This window comes from Natronorubrum sp. A-ect3 (genome assembly GCF_041821125.1).
Taxonomy (GTDB): domain Archaea; phylum Halobacteriota; class Halobacteria; order Halobacteriales; family Natrialbaceae; genus Natronorubrum; species Natronorubrum bangense.
Genome location: NZ_JBGUBB010000002.1, coordinates 407772 through 424134, shown reverse-complemented (window position 1 = coordinate 424134; position 16363 = coordinate 407772). Strand labels below are relative to the sequence as shown.

Sequence of the window (16363 nt, the reverse complement as noted above, 5' to 3'; positions counted from 1 at the left end):
CGTCGCTGCTGCGTTCGTCATTGGAAGTCGACTCGCGGTCGTCGATGAGATCCAGCTACCAGGGCTCGTTTTTCAGGCCGAGTTTGTAGGCGATCATGTTCGTCGTGACGTGGAGGATCGGCGTCAAGATCACGACGACGGCGATGACGTCCCAGGTGAACACGTCGAAGAACCACTCACTCGCGAGCAGCGCCGTCAGTGGCAAGGAGACGACAACGAAATCGAGCTGATCGAGGCCGGGGAACATCGCGCCGCGCTGGCGGCCCGACCGGCGTTTCAGAAACGAGGCGAGGATGTCGCCGAGCATGGCCCCGGCAGCCAGCCCGAGCGCTGCACGCGGCGTGAACTCGGGGACATCGATCCCGGTGGCTGCACTGACGTCGGCCGCGACGACCGACAGGAGACCAGCCAACGCGAGACCAGCGGTGATCCCGGCGGCAGTGCCGCGCCACGTTTTGCCGTCGCCAAGCACTCGCTTGTCGCCCCACGTCCGGCCGCCGTCGATCGGTCGGCCGCCGCCGGCTAACACCGCGGCGTTGTTCGGCACGTAGGCGGGCAACATCGCCCAGAACGCGATCACGATTGTCTCGAGGATTGCCATATCCGGCCGAACGAACCGCCGTGTCTTAATCGCCGGTGGTTCGCAGGCGACTACGAGAACGGTCCACGAACGACCCACGGCGCCGGTCCGTCGTCCAAGCGTACACAGTATCTGTAATAGACATACACGAAAAACTTTTAGCGCTGCTGATCGATCTCCCTCGTAGAGGCCCTGTTACCGTGTCACGAAATATTTTCGATGAAGCCGAGTACGAACGGCGGGTCGAGCGGACGAAAGAACGGTTGCGCGAGGAAGACCTCGACGCGATCGTCGTCTCCGACCCGGCCAATATGAACTACCTCACCGGCTATGACGGCTGGTCGTTTTACGTCCACCAGGCGGTCATCGTCACGCCAGACCACGAGGAACCGGTCTGGGTCGGCCGCGAGATGGACGGCGGCGGCGCGCGGGCGACGGCGTATCTGTCCGAGTCGAACATTCTCTCTTACAGTGACGACCACGTCCACTCGCCACACGATCTCCATCCGATGGACTACATCGCGGGCGTGCTCGAGGACCTCGAGGTCGCGGACGGCCGGATCGGCCTCGAGATGGACGCGGCCTACTTCACCGCGAAGTCCTACACGCGCCTGCAGCAGAACCTGCCCGACGCCGAGTTCGAAGACGCGACGCTGCTGGTCGGCTGGGTACGAATCAAGAAATCGGAGCAGGAAATCGAGTACATGCGCGAGGCCGCCCGCATTTCAGAAAACGCCATGCAGGCGGGCCTCGACGCGATCGAAGAAGGCGTCCCGGAGTACGAGGCCGCGGCGGCGATCTACGAGGCACTGATCACGGGCACCGAAGAGTACGGTGGCGACTACCCCTCGATCGTCCCGTTGATGCCCTCGGGCGACCACACCGACACGCCACACCTTACGTGGACTGACCGTCCGTTCGAAGACGGCGACCCGGTTATCATCGAACTTTCGGGCTGTCGCCATCGGTATCATTCGCCGCTGGCCCGGACGACGTTCGTGGGCGATCCACCGGAAGAACTCGAGGAAACCGCCGAAATCGTCGTCGAAGGGATCGAAGCAGCCCTCGATGTCGTCGAACCGGGCGTGACCTGCGAGGCCGTCGAGAAGGCCTGGCGCGAGACGATCGCCCAGTACGGCCTCGAGAAAGAAGATCGGATCGGCTACTCGATGGGACTGGGCTACCCGCCGGACTGGGGCGAACACACCGCAAGCATCCGTCCGGGCGACGAGACGGTCCTCGAGGAGAACATGACCTTCCACATGATTCCCGGCATCTGGACGGAGGAGGTCGGCATGGAGATCAGCGAGACGTTCCGGGTCACCAGCGACGGCGCTGAGACGCTGGCTGAGTTCCCACGAGAGCTGTTTACGACCTAAGAGAACGGATGACGACGACACCACCCACCCGCGAGACGGAGACGGACGACGAACTCGACTCGGCGCTCGTCACCGCTCGCCGCCAACTCGAGCGAGCGGCAGCCCACATCGACGTCGATCCGGGCGTGATCGAGCGACTGAAACACCCGACCAAGGTCCAGCAGGTCTCGGTCCCGCTCGAGCGCGATGACGGGAGCGTCGAGGTCTACACCGGCTATCGCGCCCAACACGACGACGTCCGGGGCCCATACAAGGGCGGACTCCGATACCACCCCGAAGTAACTGCGGAGGAGTGTACCGGGCTGTCGATGTGGATGACCTGGAAGTGCGCCGTGATGGATCTCCCCTTCGGCGGCGGAAAAGGCGGTGTCGCTATCGATCCAAAATCGTTGAGCAGCGACGAGACCGAACGGCTCACGCGTCGGTTCGCCGAGGAACTGCGCGACGTGGTCGGTCCGACGAAAGACGTCCCTGCACCTGACATGGGGACCGATGCACAGACCATGGCCTGGTTCATGGACGCCTACTCGATGCAACAGGGTGAGACCGTCCCCGGGATCGTCACCGGCAAACCACCCGTCATCGGCGGCTCCTACGGCCGCGAGGAAGCTCCCGGTCGGTCGACCGCGATCGTCACACGAGAGGCGGTCGACTACAACGGCCGCGACCTCTCGGACACCACCGTCGCCGTCCAAGGGTTTGGCAGCGTCGGCGCCAACGCCGCCCGCCTGCTCGAGGACTGGGGCGCGACGATCGTCGCCGTCAGCGACGTCAACGGCGCGATCTACGATCCCGACGGTCTCTCGACGCATGACGTTCCGACCCACGAGGAAGAGCCCGAAGCCGTCCTCGAGCAGGACGCCCCTGAAACGATCACCAATGAGGACGTCCTCGAACTCGACGTCGACGTGTTGATCCCGGCCGCCGTCGGCAACGTCATCACCGCGGACAACGCAGACGCCATCGCGGCCGACATCGTTGTCGAGGGTGCAAACGGGCCGACGACGTTCGCCGCCGACTCGATCTTGGCAGAGCGCGACGTACAGGTAATTCCGGACATCCTCGCCAACGCCGGCGGGGTGACGGTGAGCTACTTCGAGTGGCTCCAGGATATCAATCGCCGCCAGTGGAGCCTGGAGCGCGTTAACGCAGAACTCGAGGAACACATGCTCGAGGCCTGGAACGACGTTCGTGCGGAGGTCGAAGCAAAAGACCTCACCTGGCGCGACGCCGCCTACGTCGTGGCGCTCTCCCGAATCGCCGAGGCGAAGGCGACGCGCGGGCTCTGGCCGTAGCCGGCCACAACTCGGTTTCGTTCGCGTATCCCGATTTCACGACGAGATCCTCGAGTCACAACGAGATCGAAAAATCGGGCCGTTACGTCGCCGACAGTGCCTCGGAGACCTTCTCGATCGGATGCGGCGGATCGTCACAACCGTCGTACTCCGAGAGCTGTGTGCGACAGGAGGCCCCGGGCGCGACGACGGTCTCGCCGTCGCTGCCGTCGACCTGGTCGAACAGGATCTCGCCGATCTTCCGACTGAGTGAGTAGTGTTCGGCCTCGTAGCCGAACGACCCGGCCATCCCACAACAGCCCGAATCCAGCGCGTCGACCTCGTAGCCAACCGTCTCGAGCACCGTCGCCGCGTAGCCGTCCTTTTTCGTCGCCTTCTGGTGGCAGTGACCGTGGTAGGTCAGCCGTTCGCCGGGTGCTGCGGTCGGCAGTTTCGTTGCGAGATCGAACCGCTCGAGATACTCCATGACGCCGTAGGTGTTCACGGCGACACGTTCGACGTCACGGCCGGTGAGCAGATCCAGGTAGTCGGACTGGAACATCACCGCGTCGGAGGGCTCGACGAGGACAACCTCCCAGCCGTCTTCGACGGCAGGAGCCAGCGCGTCGACGTTCGTCCGCGCTCGCCCGCGCGAGATGTCGAGAAAGCCCTTCGAGTGGGCCGGCCGGCCAGTCGACCCGACGTCTTCGGGAATCCGGACGTGGACGCCCGCCGTCTCGAGAACCTGTACGGCTGCTTTCCCCGCTCGCGGGTGGTTGTAGTTGGTGTACGTATCGGGGACGAGCATGACCTTTCGGTCGGCCTCCTCGAGTGAGATCCGTGGCCCGCGGCTCTCGAACCAGTCCTCGAAGCTCTGGCTTGCGAACGTCGGCAGGTCGCGCTCGCGGGCGATGCCGACCGTCTTCTCGGCAACAGTTCCAGCGCCGGGCAGCGACGCAGCCCAGTTCGAAACCGGGGCGAGTGCGGAGCCGACGGCGTTCAGTCGGTCGATGTTCGCGAACAGCTTCGAACGGAGGCTCGCACCGTTTTGCTGGTGACTTGCGTGTTCGACTTCGGCTTTGAGTTTGGCCATATCGACTTCGCTCGGACAGTCCCGCGCACAGCCCTTACAGCCGATACAGAGGTCCATCACCTCCGCCAAGAACTCCTCGTCGGTCGCGTCAGCCTCGAGTTCGCCGTTCATCGCCGCCCGGAGCATGTTCGCCCGCCCACGGGTGCTCAAGCTCTCTTCTTCGGCCGCGCGATACGTGGGGCACATCACGCCGCCGGTGGTTTCCTGGTCGCCGCGACAGCCGCCACAGCCGTGACAGAGTTCGACCATGCCCTGCATGCCGTTGTCGATGTCCCACTCGAGGGCAGGCTCGAAGCCGGCTTCGAACTCGTAGTCGGGGGAGAATCGCAGGTGCTCGGTCATATCGTGGTCGCCACAGACGTTACCCGGGTTGAGCAGCCAGTCGGGATCGAACGCCGTCTTCAGCTCCCGGAAGAGGTTCCAGACGTCCTCGCCGTACAGTTTGCGGTTCCACTGGGTTCTGGCGCGGCCGTCGCCGTGTTCGCCCGAGACGCTGCCGCCGTACTCGACGACGAGGTCGGTGACGGCGTCGGAAATCGCCTCGAACTGATTGAGTCCGGCCGGGCTCTTGGTGTCGACCAGCGGTCGCATATGCATACAGCCCGGTCCCGCGTGTGCGTAGAAGCTCGCAAAGGTGTCGTTGTCCTCGAGCACCTGTTGAAAGTCCGCCACGTACTCCGCGAGGTTCTCCGTCGGGACGGCCGTATCCTCGATGAAGGAGATGTGTTTCGCGTCGGAGGTCCGCGAGAGCAAGATTGGCGCGGCGCTCTTGCGAAGCTTCCAGAGTTCGGCAATTCCCTTCGGATCGTGGGCCTCGAGGGCGTCGAACGCGCGAACGGGGTCAGTGTCGGCCTCGCTCGCGGCGTCCGTTGCCACGTTCGCACCCCCATCAGCGGTCGGGTCCGAGACCGTCTCGTCGGGTAGTCGGTCGGCCAGCAGGTCGGCGACCTGCTCGCGGCCGTCGTCGTCACTGTCGGCGTAGAACTCGACGAGCAGCGCCGTCTCGGTTCCCGCGGGCAGTCGTTCGACCAAGTCGGCGAACTCCTCGGTCTTCGAGGCGAGGTCGATCAGCACGTCGTCGATGGCCTCGATCGCTACCGGATCGTGGTTGCGAACGATGGTGTCGACGTCGGCCATCGCAGGGAGTTGCTCGTGGTACGTTAACAGCGCGACCGACGTCGTCTCGGGGACGGGCTCGAGCGAGACTGTGGCAGCCGTGACGACACCGAGGGTGCCCTCGCTGCCGGCGAAGACACGAGCGAGGTTGACCGTCGCGTCGGGGTCGGGCTCGCCGTCGACCGCAACGGTTTCCTCGGTGTTCTCGTCGAACGCCGCCGGCTCGCCGTAGGCCTCCGCGACCAGCCGATCGAGGTTGTACCCCGAGACGTTGCGTTTCAGTTGTGGGAAGACGTCTCGGATCGCGTCGGCTTCCTCGTCGATGACGCGGCGTAGAGCTTCGTGAATCCGCTCGAGCAGGCTCCCATCGGGATCGGCCCGCTCGCGAAGTTCGGCGACGGTTACCTCGCCGAAGCGCTCGACGGAGCCGTCGGCGAGCACGGCCTCGCAGGCCTCGACGTAGGCGTCGGTCTTGCCGTACTGCAGCGAGTGGGCCCCCGTCGAGTTGTTCCCGATTGCGCCACCGATCGTGCTCCGATTGCCGGCGGCGGGGTCCGGGGCGAACTTCAGGCCGTATGGTTCGAGTTCGTCGTTGAGATCGGCGAGAACCGCCCCCGCCTGCACCGTCGCCCGGCGCTCGTCGGGGTCGACCTCGCGTACGTCGCCCATGTGCGCCGAGAGATCGAGAACGACGGCCTCGTTGACCGCCTGCCCGGCGAGGCTGGTGCCGCCACCTCGCGGGAGCACCGGAATCCCGTTGTCGGCACAGTAGGTGACGACGCTGGCGATATCCGCCGTCGACTCCGGCAGGACGACGCCGACGGGCGTCATCTCGTAGGCGCTCGCGTCGGTGGCGTACAGCTGGCGGCTGTACTCGTCGAAACGGACCTCGCCGTCGATTCGCTCGCGCAGCGCCGAGACGAGGTCGGGACGATCGATATCGCCACCGACGTAGTCGTAGTCGGCTCGCGGGTCCGCTGCAGGGTCACCCGCTCGCGGGTCCGACGGCGGTCCGAGCTCGGTCTCGTCCGGCGTCGACGTCTGATCGCTGTGGTCAGTCGTCGACCGCGAGTTGTCGGTTGCCATCGAACTCAACTCGAGCCCGGCTGATAGACGACGTTTTCGAGGTCACCGTCGCCCTCGAGCGCGTCGGCGTTGGTGGCGACGATGTCGGCGAGTCGGTCCCAGTGTTTCGGCGTGTGGCCGCCCGTATGCGGTGTGATGAGACAGTTCTCGAGGTCCCAGAGCTCGTGGTCGTTGGGCAGCGGTTCGGGGTCGGTGACGTCGAGGGCGGCCCCGCGGATGCCGTTGAACTGCAGCGCCGAGACGAGCGCGTCGGTGTCGATGATGCCGCCGCGGGCGGCGTTGACGATCACGGCGTTCGGCGGCAGCGTCGCCAGCGCATCCGCGTCGACGAGGTTGCGGGTCAGGTCGTTGAGTGGACAGGCAAGGACGACGTACTCGCTTCGCGAGAAGGCCTCGTGGATGTCTTCGTCCTCGAAGCCGAGCACTTCGTCGGTCGGGCCGCCTTTCGATGGCGTGTAGCGAATCCCGATCGTCTCGACGTCGAACCCGTCGAGGCGCTTGACGATCTCCTGGCCGATCGAGCCGAGGCCGACGACCGTGACGGTGCTGTCGGTGAACTCGTGAGACTGGAAGTGACGCCACTCGCCGTTTTGCTTGCGTCGCCACCCTTCGTGGAGGTTCCGCGCGAAGACGAGCATGTTCGCGATCGACTGCTCGGCGATGCCGGGGGCGTGGATGCCGCCTGCGTTCGTCACGGCGACGCCGTGGTCGGCCAGCGCGTCCATCGGGACGTGGTCGGTCCCGGCGAACGTACAGGCGAACAGTTCGAGTCGGTCGGCGGACTCGAGAAGTTCCTCCTCGATAGTGATGCCCGTCACAATCTTTGCCTGCGGAACGAGTTCGCGCTCTTCTTTGGGCGTCCGTGCGAGCGCGACGGTGTGGTCGGGCAGCCGTTCGCGAAGCGTCTCGGCGTAGGATTCCATCGACAGTCCTTCGGTGCCTTCTCTCAGAACGACGATATCTGGGTTCGTGCTCATGGTGGTGAATGTGCGCGCGACAACGGTGTAGTACCGCTGAAACGCAACTATACAGTACGATTGTCACCGTCTCTCTTATCCTTTTTGTGTATCTCCCGTACACACAGATTGTGTATAATTAAGTCGGTGGGGCGCGTTAGTGACTCGCATGAACGAACCGATCCAGGACCGCCTCGTGACGCTCCGACGGAGCCTGCACCGCCACCCCGAGCCGGCGTGGCGCGAGTTCGCCACGACAGCCCGACTCGTCGAAGAGATCCGCGCCATCGGCGTCGACGAACTCGCCGTCGGCCCGGACGCCTACGACCCCGCCGACCGGATGGCCGTCCCCGACGCGGACCTCGAGCCATGGCTCGAACGCGCCCGCGAGCGCGGTGCTGACGAGGCCCTGCTCGAGCGAATGACTGGTGGCAACACCGGCGCAGTTGCCGTACTCGAGCGCGGCGAAGGGCCGGCGATCGGGCTGCGGGTCGACATCGACGGGCTGTTCATCGAGGAGTCGGACGACCACGACCACGATCCCGCAGCCGAAGGCTTTCGCTCGGAGATTGACGGGACGATGCACGCCTGTGGCCACGACGCCCACATGACGTGGGGACTAGCCGTCCTCGAGGCGATCAAGGCGAGCGACTTTTCGGGGCGACTGGTCGTCTTCTTCCAGCCCGCAGAAGAGACCAGCGGCGGCGGCTGTCCGATGGCCAAAAGCGAGTTCGCCGAGGGGCTGGACTACCTGCTCGCGATCCACGTCGGCCTCGACCATCCGACCGGCGAAGTGGTCGCCGGAATCGAAAAGCCGCTGGCGATGTGTCACGTCGACGCGACGATCGAGGGGACCTCCGCCCACGCTGGCAAGGCTCCAAACGAGGGCGACAACGCGATGCACGCGATGGGGACGGCGATCGAGAACGCCTACGGCATCCCCCGCCACGCCGACGGGATGACTCGCGTCAACATCGGCTACGCGGAAGCGGGCTCTGCGAGCAACGTCATCGCCGAACGCGCCCATATGGAGGCCGAAGCCCGCGGCGAGACGACCGAGCTAATGGAGTACATGAAAGACCGACTCGAGCGAACGGTCAGGTCCGCGGCCAGAATGCACGGCTGTCAGGCCGACGTCGAGGTCGTCAGCGAATCGCCGCGAGCCGACAGCGACCCCGAACTGCAATCGCTCGTCAGCGAGGTCGCGAACGGCGTCGACGGCATCGACCGCGTGCTGCCCGCCGCCGACTTCGGTGCGAGCGAGGACGCAACCTTCCTGATGGAGCGCGTCCAGCGAGATGGCGGGCTGGCGACGTACCTGATCGTCGGCACCGACCACCCGACGAGCCACCACACGCCAACGTTCGACGTCGACGAGGACAGCCTCGCCCACGGCGTCGACGTCTTAGTCGAGACGATTCGGACACTCGAGCACCAGCATCCTGTGGCACGGAACGAGAGTGAGAGATGAACGAGGTCGAAGAGATGAACGCCCCACTCGTCAGCGTCGACGACGTCGAAACCGCCCGCGAGCGCATCGCCGATGTCGTCCATCGCACGCCACTGGACACCTCGCGGACGTTCGCCGAGCTGAGCGGGGCCGACTCCGTTGGTCTCAAACTCGAGAACGTCCAGCGGACGGGTTCGTTCAAGATCCGCGGCGCGTACAATCGGATGGCGCAACTCACCCCCGAGGAACGTGAGGCGGGCGTCATCGCCTCGAGTGCGGGCAACCACGCCCAGGGCGTGGCGCTGGCCGGCCAGCTGCTCGATATCGAGACGACCATCGTCGTGCCCGAGGTCACGCCCGCGGCAAAAATCGAGGCCACCCGCGGCTACGGAGCCGAAGTCGTCGTCGAGGGCGAGATCTACGAACGCTCCTATGAGTACGCCGTCGAGCGCGCTGGTGAAACCGGCGAGACGTTCGTCCACCCTTTCGACGACGAAGCGATCATCGCCGGACAGGGGACAGTCGGCCTCGAGTTACTCGAGCAGTATCCCGACCTCGACACCGTCCTCGTCGCCATCGGCGGCGGCGGCCTCATCTCGGGGATCGGGACAGTCCTGAAGGCACACGACCCGGATATTCGCGTGATCGGGGTCCAGCCCGACGGCGCTGCCCACGCAAAGCCGTCGCTCGAGGGCGACGAAATTCACGAACTCGAGGACGTCGACACCGTCGCAGAGGGGATCGCGGATACGCGGCTGCTCGGGACGACGTTTACCGTCGCCAGCGAGGTCGTCGACGACGCGGTGAGCGTCAGCGATACGGAAATCGCGACCGCGGTGACGCTACTGGCCGAGCGCGCGAAAACCGTCGCCGAGAGTGCCGGAGCAGCATCCTTGGCAGCCGCGCTTGCTGACGACCTGGAACTCGAGGGCGAACGGGTCGGCGTCGTCATCTCGGGTGGCAACGTCAACCTCACCGAACACGCCGAACTGACCCGCACCGGGCTCTACGACCTCGAGCGCTACGTCGACGCCCGACTGGCCATCACGGGCTGGCCGACGGCCGTCGGCGACGTGGTCGACACCGTCGAATCACAGCGGGCGGAGCTTGACGTCTTAGAGCGCGCGCGTCGAACTGCGGGCGACCATCCGAACCGAACCCCCGTGACCGTCGGCCTCGAGGGGAGCGGCCCCGAGCATCTTCGTGGAGTGCTCGAGGCACTGGACGAACTCGAGGCTGTGTCGGTGGTCGAGCACTCGCTCGAGTGACGCGTTCCACACCGACCCGGCGTCGTCGTGCGATTGACTGTACACTGATAGTCAGTAGCTACTATAGTTTCCACCGCCTACGTCGCCACCAGTACAATCTCGATGATCGAACTCTACAGACTCCGTGGCTGTCCGTACTGTCGAACGGTCGAACAGAAACTCGATGAACTCGAGTTAGAATACGAGTGTCACAACGTCTCTCTGTTTCGCTTTCGCCGTTCGGACGTCAAAGCCGTGAGTGGCCAATCAGGTGTCCCAGTGCTCGTCGACCCCGAGCACGATGTCTCAGGGATGGTCGAGAGCGAGGATATCATCGCGTATCTCGAGCGAACGTACGGCTGAGTTGACGGTCCGGACGAGTCGTCTCACTGACCGACAGCCACCACTCTTGCAGTCACAAGCGAGCACGTGCCCGCAGTGACGGCGATGCGTACCGCGTCCGCCAGCGCTGGGTCGTGATTACGCTGCTTTCGCGCTCGCGCCGACGGCGTCGATCGCCTCGAGGAAGATGCCGATCCCGAGTTCGATCTCGCGCTCGCTCGAGTCAAGCGGCGGGAGCAGACGGATCGTCTTCTTGCCACAGCCGAGGGTGAGCAGGCCGCGCTCGAGCGATTCCTGGACGACGGCGCTTCGTCGCTCGGGCGTGTCGAACTCGACGGCGAGCATCAGGCCCTTGCCGCGGACGTCCTCGACGTAGTCGGGGGCATCATCACGCAGCAACTCTTTGGCCTGTGCACCGCGTTTGGTGGCGTTATCGAGCAGGTCGTACTCGTCGATGGCCTCGAGGGTGAACGTGCCCATCATCGAACCGAGCAGGTCGCCGCCGCCGAAGGTCGAGCCCAGTCGGTTCTTCTCGCTGGGGAAGATCTCCGAGCGCGAGATCGTCGCGCCGACGCGCAGGGCTTTCGCGCTGGCGATGACGTCGGGTTCGATCGGGTAGTGATCTGCGGCCCAGATCTCGCCGGTGCGGCCGACGCCCGACTGAATCTCGTCGACAACCAGTGGGATGTCGTACTCGTCGGTGACGTCCGCGACCTCCTGCATGAACGTCTCGCTCGGGAAGCGGTAGCCGCCGACGCCCTGAATCGGCTCGAGGGTGAGAAACGCGATTTCGTCGGGGTTGATGTGACCACCTTCGGGCGCAAGTGAGTTGCGAAGCTGTGAGCCCGCGCCGGTAAAGAATCCACAGTCACAGGTGTCGGCCGAACAGCCTCGATCTGCACAGAACGGAATCGTCTCGATCCCGCTAATTTCGGGGTAGTGGCGGGTGTAAACCTCCTTTGACTTCGTAATCGAGAGCGTGCCGAACGTTCGGCCGTGGAAGCTCCCCGAGAACGCGACGCCGTACTTCGCGGGCGCGCGATAGTCGTTCGTGATCTTCATCGCGTTCTCCATCGCCTCGGCTCCGGAGTTCGAGAGGAAGACGGTGTCCATTCCGTACTGACTCGAGACGTCCGTGAGCTTGTCCATCAGGTGACTCGAGCCCGGCACGTCCGACTCCTCGGGGCTCGGGCCAGCGCCGAAATACATGTCCTGGCCGGCGATCTTCATCGGTTCGACGAGGTCGAACGCACGAAGCTTATCGGTGAGTTTCTCGTTGTTGTAGCCAAGCGGCGCCGCGCCGATATGACACGTAAAGTCGAGAAGAACGTTCCCGTCGACGTCGGTGACGAACGGGCCGTCTGCCTCGCGGGTGATGTCCCAGACGAATTCGTGTGAGTACTCGCTCGGTGCCGCGTTCTTGCCGTGGAACTCGACCCACTCGCGGCCGTTGGGTCCGGGGAAGGCGTCCACGTCCGGTTGCGCAGTGTCCCTGTCCATACACAGATTATGTGTACGTCATCATTAAATCTTGTTATGGGTTCGCGGATGGTCGTGGAAATCGCACAGATACTGCCAGTCGAATCGAGAAAAGAACGAACGGGCGGCGAGGTTTAGTCGTCAGTCGGTTCGGCGCTTGCAGCGGGTTCGTCCTCGGACTTGTCAGATGCTGAGCCGATGAGCACGGTTTCGTCCTGGAGCAACACCTGTCCTTTGGTGGCGCTGAAGTTCTTGATCAGCGAGAACATCGCGAGGAGGCAGACGAACGCGAACGGTGCGCCGGTGATGACGACTGCCTGCTGGAGTGCGTCGGCACCACCTTCACCGCCGAGGATCATGAGGATTGCTGCGGTCAGCCCGAGCACGATCCCCCAGAAGATGCGGTTGATCGTCGAAGGCTGTGCTTTGCCGCCGGTGGTCATCATCGAGACGGCGAGCGTCGAGGAGTCAGCCGACGTGATGAAGAAGGTCGTCACGAGCACGAGGAACGCGATCATGAACACTGACCCGAGCGGGAACGCATCGAACAGGATGAAGCCCGACACTTCCGGCCCGACCTCGAACGCCATCACCTGCCCGAAGTCGGCGATCCCCTCGTGCTGGAAGAAGACGGCAGTGCCGCCGACGAACGTGAACCACGGAATCGTCGCCGCAGAGGTCGCCACGATACCCGTAAATGCGACCTCACGGACGGTGCGGCCTTTGGCGATCCGCGCAATGAACAGGCCGGCGAACGGGGACCACGAGAGTGCCCATGCCCAGTAGAAGACGGTCCACGTCTCCATCCACGCGAGTCCGCCCTCGGTGCCGGCACCGGTGTAGAGACTCATCGACACGAAGTCACTGATCATCCCACCGATCGCCTGCGATCCGAGCAACACCAGGAACATCGTCGGACCGAGGATGAACGTCGCGAGCATGAGTGCGACGAACAGCCCCATGTTGAAGTTCGACAGCCGGCGAATCCCCTTGTCGACCCCGAGCACCATCGAGATCGTAAACAGGATCGTCATCGTCGTCACGATGAGCAAGATCCCGGTGTCGCCCATGCTGATCCCCCACTGGTAGTCGAGTCCGGAAACGAACTGGCTTCCGATGAAGCCAAGCGACGTCGCAACACCGCCGATCGTGGCGAAGACGGCGACGATGTCGACCACTTTCGCGACCGGTCCATCGAGGTTCTCCTTGCCGATGATCGGCGTCAGCGCCGAGGACACACGCAGCGGCACCGACTCGTAGTTGTACGCGAAGTAGCCGATCGCGATCCCCATGATGGTAAACACCGCGAGCTGGGGGAGCGCCCAGTGGAACAGCGTCTGCTGGACGGCGATCGAGATTGACTCACCCGTTCCACCTTCGACGCCGAACAGCGGTGACGGATTGTCGTAATAGAACAGCGCCTCGGTCGGTCCCCAGAAGACGACACCGGCGGCGAATCCGGCCGAGTACAACATCGCGAAAAACGACAGGAAGCTGTACTCTGGATCCGAATCTCCGAGCTTGATCTTCCCCCACGGGCCGACGATCAGGAACAGCAAGAAGAGGACGATCAGAAAGACGATCACCAGCAACGCCCAGCTCAGGTAGCTGAGCATCTCCGCGTGCACAGTCGCGATCCCGCTCGAGACAGCGTCCCGATCGAAGAAGAACGCGCCGATCACCCCGAGTGTGAGCAACGCCCCGAACACGAAGACGACCGGGTCGAGCTCGTCAGTAAACCGTTCGACCATCCCCATCTCGGAGTCGCTCATTCGCTCACCTCCCTCGAGTGCTGGGCCGCTCGTTTGGTCCCCAATCCGTGCCTCCATCTACCACTCGCCATGAGCTGCAATGGCATACCGAACCAATTGTCAGTATCTCGTATAAATATTTCCTTTCTGTAACTGGCATACACAGATTGCGTTTATTGGACGGATTTGTAGCTGTCTGTCTTAACGATATACAGAATAGACTGATTGTGCACCTAGATACGATCGTAGAATAGTATCGGACACTTCTATCGCGAATAAACAACTACTTGGCATCAGCACTGCGAGTGGCGCTGTTCCTTTGGAAAAGAAACACGAGTCTCCAGAGTCACATACTGTATACTGCTAATGACAATAGAAGACATCCCACTTCGATAGCAGGATGTACCCCGAACGGTGCCATCCAACGGCGACCCGACAGTCTCGAGGCCGATTGTGAACACGGACGACTCCCTCGGCACTGGCGACGGTGGACTACCGGCGGGTGTATCGCCGTTAGTCGTCGGTCGACGGGCTCAGTTCGTCAGATCCTCGAGTTTCTGTTCGCGCGTCTCGGCGCTTTCGGTAAGCCGCTGGCTGAATTCGTCAACGCGGTCCTGGATGTTCTCGCGGGCCGCGTCGGGTGAGAAGCCATCCGACATCGTCAACAGTCGGACGAACGCACGGAGTTCCTCGTCGGTCAACTGGGCGAACTCCTCGTTCTCGAGTTTGTTGATGACCTCGTCGACGTCGATCTGGCCCACCGGTTCGACGTTGAACTCGACGTTGACCATCCGGTAGTTCGAGCCGGCGAGTTGCTGTTCGGCTTTGCCGACGCCCTCCGAAAGCATGTCTTTGAACGGGGTGTAGTAGCCCATCGTCCCGAGATGGAGAAAGGCGAGCATATCCGTAATCCCCTGCGTGTAGGCATCGCGGTCCTCGTCGTCAGGGTCGAACACCGTCTGTCGGTCGCGTTCCTCGAGATACTCGAAGAGGATACTGAAATCGAGCACCGCGTTGCGAACCCGTCGCCGGATTCGGTTTCGCTTCTGTTTTTTCGAGTGGTCCGTGTAATCCGTCTTTCGGCCAAGCAGGAAGTCACGGTCGGAGGGCGTTAGAATTCCGCGCGGCCGATCCGAGTCCGCCGCCGTTCGCAGCGACTCCGGCACGTCGTCCTGGCTCATGGTGCATACACAGAGAGCGCGGGAATTAATGGTTCTGATCCGCCAGACATGATAGTGATCGAACGTGTCTGGCGACAGACCACCATCATGGTCGCCGCCGCGAGAGTTCGATCGCGGTGTTTGCAAGTACCGAGACACCGATCTCGAGACTGTCCTCGTCGATATCGAACGTCGGCGTGTGGTGGTTCGTCGGATGGTCCGTGCCCACGAGCACATACGATGCCAGCCCGTTGTTCGCCTGTACACGCTCCATTAGATAGGTGACGTCCTCGCTCACGCCGAGGTCCGTCGTCGGGACGACGGAGTTGACGCCTGGCACCCCCCAGGCGACGTCGCCGACGAGCGAGCGAAGCGCCGGATGACTGTCGACGCGAGGCGACTCGCCGAGCACGCGCGGTGTGACGTCGCAGTCATGCATCTCGGCGGCGGCGTACAGCACGCGCTCGAGTTCGGTCCGGGTGTACTCCATCAGGGCTGTCGTCTCGCCGCGGACCTCGGCCTCGATTGAGACTTCCTCGGCGATGACGTTACTCGCGGTGCCGCCTTCGATCTGGCCGACGTTGACGCGGGTCATCCCGTCGGCGTGGCGGGGGATCGCGTAGGCGTTCTGGATCGCCGTCGCGGCCGCCTGCATCGCGTTCGCGCCTTGATTCGGCGCTTTGCCGGCGTGGGCGCTTGCCCCCTCGAACGTCGCCGTCAGGTGTGCCATCGCCAGTGGCTTTTCGACACCGGCGACGATCTCGCCGGTTGGATGGTCGAGGCCGACGTGAACCGCGAGCAGGTAGTCGACGTCGTCGAGATAGCCACCGGCGGCCATCGCCTTCCCGCCGCCAGAGATCTCCTCGGCGGGCTGGAAGAAGACCTTCAGTGTCCCCTCGAACTCGCTCGCTTTGACTGCCTCGAGCGTTCCCAGCCCCATCGCGATGTGGCCATCGTGGCCACAGGCGTGCATGTAGCCGTCGTGTACCGAGCGAAATCCTTCGGCGGCCGGCCGATGGTCGTCTGCAGTTGACTCAGCCATCGAGATCGCATCGAGATCGACGCGCAAGCCAACCGTCGGTCCCGAACCCTGTTCGAGGACCGCCACAACGCCAGTGTGGCCGTCTGCCGTCCGCTCGAGGATGTCCTCGCGAACCCCCGCATCGCGGGCCCGCTCGAGCCACGGCTCGAGGTCAGCGTCGGAGGGGACAGCCATGCGTTCGTCAGTCGCCAGCGCCTCGCGGCCGACGGCGATCTCGTCGACGCCAATTTCCTCGAGTTCGCGGACGACGCGGGCCGTCGTCTGGAACTCCCGCCAGCCGGGTTCGGGATGGCGGTGGAACGCCCGTCGCAGCTCGCGCAGTCGGGTGGGGGTGTCGTAGGCCATGCTTGGCACTGCTAGAGAGCAGAACTACTTAATCGTGCTCAATACTCGCATCCCGCACGGCCA

Annotated in this window: 12 protein-coding genes; 5 read left to right on the top strand and 7 right to left on the bottom strand. The window is 63.8% G+C overall.

The window, feature by feature from the left end:
- Positions 1–55: 55 nt before the first annotated feature.
- The gene (locus ACERJA_RS08730) at positions 56–601 is read right to left on the bottom strand and encodes a CDP-2,3-bis-(O-geranylgeranyl)-sn-glycerol synthase (protein WP_373607818.1); all 546 of its coding nucleotides are present in this window, start codon (positions 599–601) and stop codon (positions 56–58) included.
- Between the two features lie 179 nt (positions 602–780).
- On the opposite strand from ACERJA_RS08730, the gene ACERJA_RS08725 reads away from it, so the two are divergent.
- Both ACERJA_RS08725 and gdhB read left to right on the top strand, forming a co-directional pair.
- Positions 781–1959 carry a M24 family metallopeptidase gene (locus ACERJA_RS08725; RefSeq protein ID WP_373607817.1) on the top strand — a complete coding sequence of 393 codons (1179 nt, stop codon included), beginning with the start codon at positions 781–783 and terminating at the stop codon, positions 1957–1959.
- Positions 1960–1967: 8 nt separating this feature from the next.
- The gene (gene gdhB / locus ACERJA_RS08720; protein WP_373607816.1) at positions 1968–3254 is read left to right on the top strand and encodes a glutamate dehydrogenase GdhB; all 1287 of its coding nucleotides are present in this window, start codon (positions 1968–1970) and stop codon (positions 3252–3254) included.
- 82 nt (positions 3255–3336) lie between these two features.
- Here the strand turns inward: gdhB and ACERJA_RS08715 are convergent, their stop codons facing one another.
- Positions 3337–6528: an FAD-binding and (Fe-S)-binding domain-containing protein gene (locus tag ACERJA_RS08715; protein WP_373607815.1), complete on the bottom strand. Its 3192-nt coding sequence runs from the start codon at positions 6526–6528 to the stop codon at positions 3337–3339.
- 5 nt (positions 6529–6533) lie between these two features.
- The gene (locus ACERJA_RS08710; RefSeq protein ID WP_373607814.1) at positions 6534–7505 is read right to left on the bottom strand and encodes an NAD(P)-dependent oxidoreductase; all 972 of its coding nucleotides are present in this window, start codon (positions 7503–7505) and stop codon (positions 6534–6536) included.
- 148 nt (positions 7506–7653) lie between these two features.
- Between ACERJA_RS08710 and ACERJA_RS08705 the strand changes: the two genes are divergently transcribed.
- The 3 genes from ACERJA_RS08705 (at position 7654) to ACERJA_RS08695 (ending at position 10544) form a co-directional block, all read left to right on the top strand.
- Positions 7654–8955 carry an amidohydrolase gene (locus ACERJA_RS08705; protein WP_373607813.1) on the top strand — a complete coding sequence of 434 codons (1302 nt, stop codon included), beginning with the start codon at positions 7654–7656 and terminating at the stop codon, positions 8953–8955.
- A complete protein-coding gene (ilvA, locus tag ACERJA_RS08700; protein WP_373607812.1) occupies positions 8952–10202 on the top strand; it encodes a threonine ammonia-lyase in 1251 nt (416 codons plus the stop codon). The genes ACERJA_RS08705 and ilvA overlap by 4 nt, the downstream gene beginning before the upstream one ends.
- A gap of 102 nt (positions 10203–10304) precedes the next feature.
- A complete protein-coding gene (locus tag ACERJA_RS08695; protein ID WP_373607811.1) occupies positions 10305–10544 on the top strand; it encodes a glutathione S-transferase N-terminal domain-containing protein in 240 nt (79 codons plus the stop codon).
- Between the two features lie 117 nt (positions 10545–10661).
- Here the strand turns inward: ACERJA_RS08695 and ACERJA_RS08690 are convergent, their stop codons facing one another.
- From ACERJA_RS08690 to ACERJA_RS08675, 4 genes are all read right to left on the bottom strand, one after another.
- Complete coding sequence (locus ACERJA_RS08690; RefSeq protein ID WP_373607810.1) at positions 10662–12023, bottom strand: aminotransferase class III-fold pyridoxal phosphate-dependent enzyme; 1362 nt, start codon at positions 12021–12023, stop codon at positions 10662–10664.
- Between the two features lie 113 nt (positions 12024–12136).
- Entirely contained in the window at positions 12137–13774 is a 1638-nt protein-coding gene (locus ACERJA_RS08685) for a BCCT family transporter (RefSeq protein WP_373607809.1), read from the bottom strand.
- A gap of 512 nt (positions 13775–14286) precedes the next feature.
- On the bottom strand, positions 14287–14934 hold the full coding sequence (locus tag ACERJA_RS08680) for a hypothetical protein (protein WP_373607808.1): 648 nt from the start codon (positions 14932–14934) through the stop codon (positions 14287–14289).
- An 85-nt stretch (positions 14935–15019) separates the two neighbouring features.
- Positions 15020–16300: an amidohydrolase gene (locus ACERJA_RS08675; RefSeq protein ID WP_373607807.1), complete on the bottom strand. Its 1281-nt coding sequence runs from the start codon at positions 16298–16300 to the stop codon at positions 15020–15022.
- Positions 16301–16363: the final 63 nt, after the last annotated feature.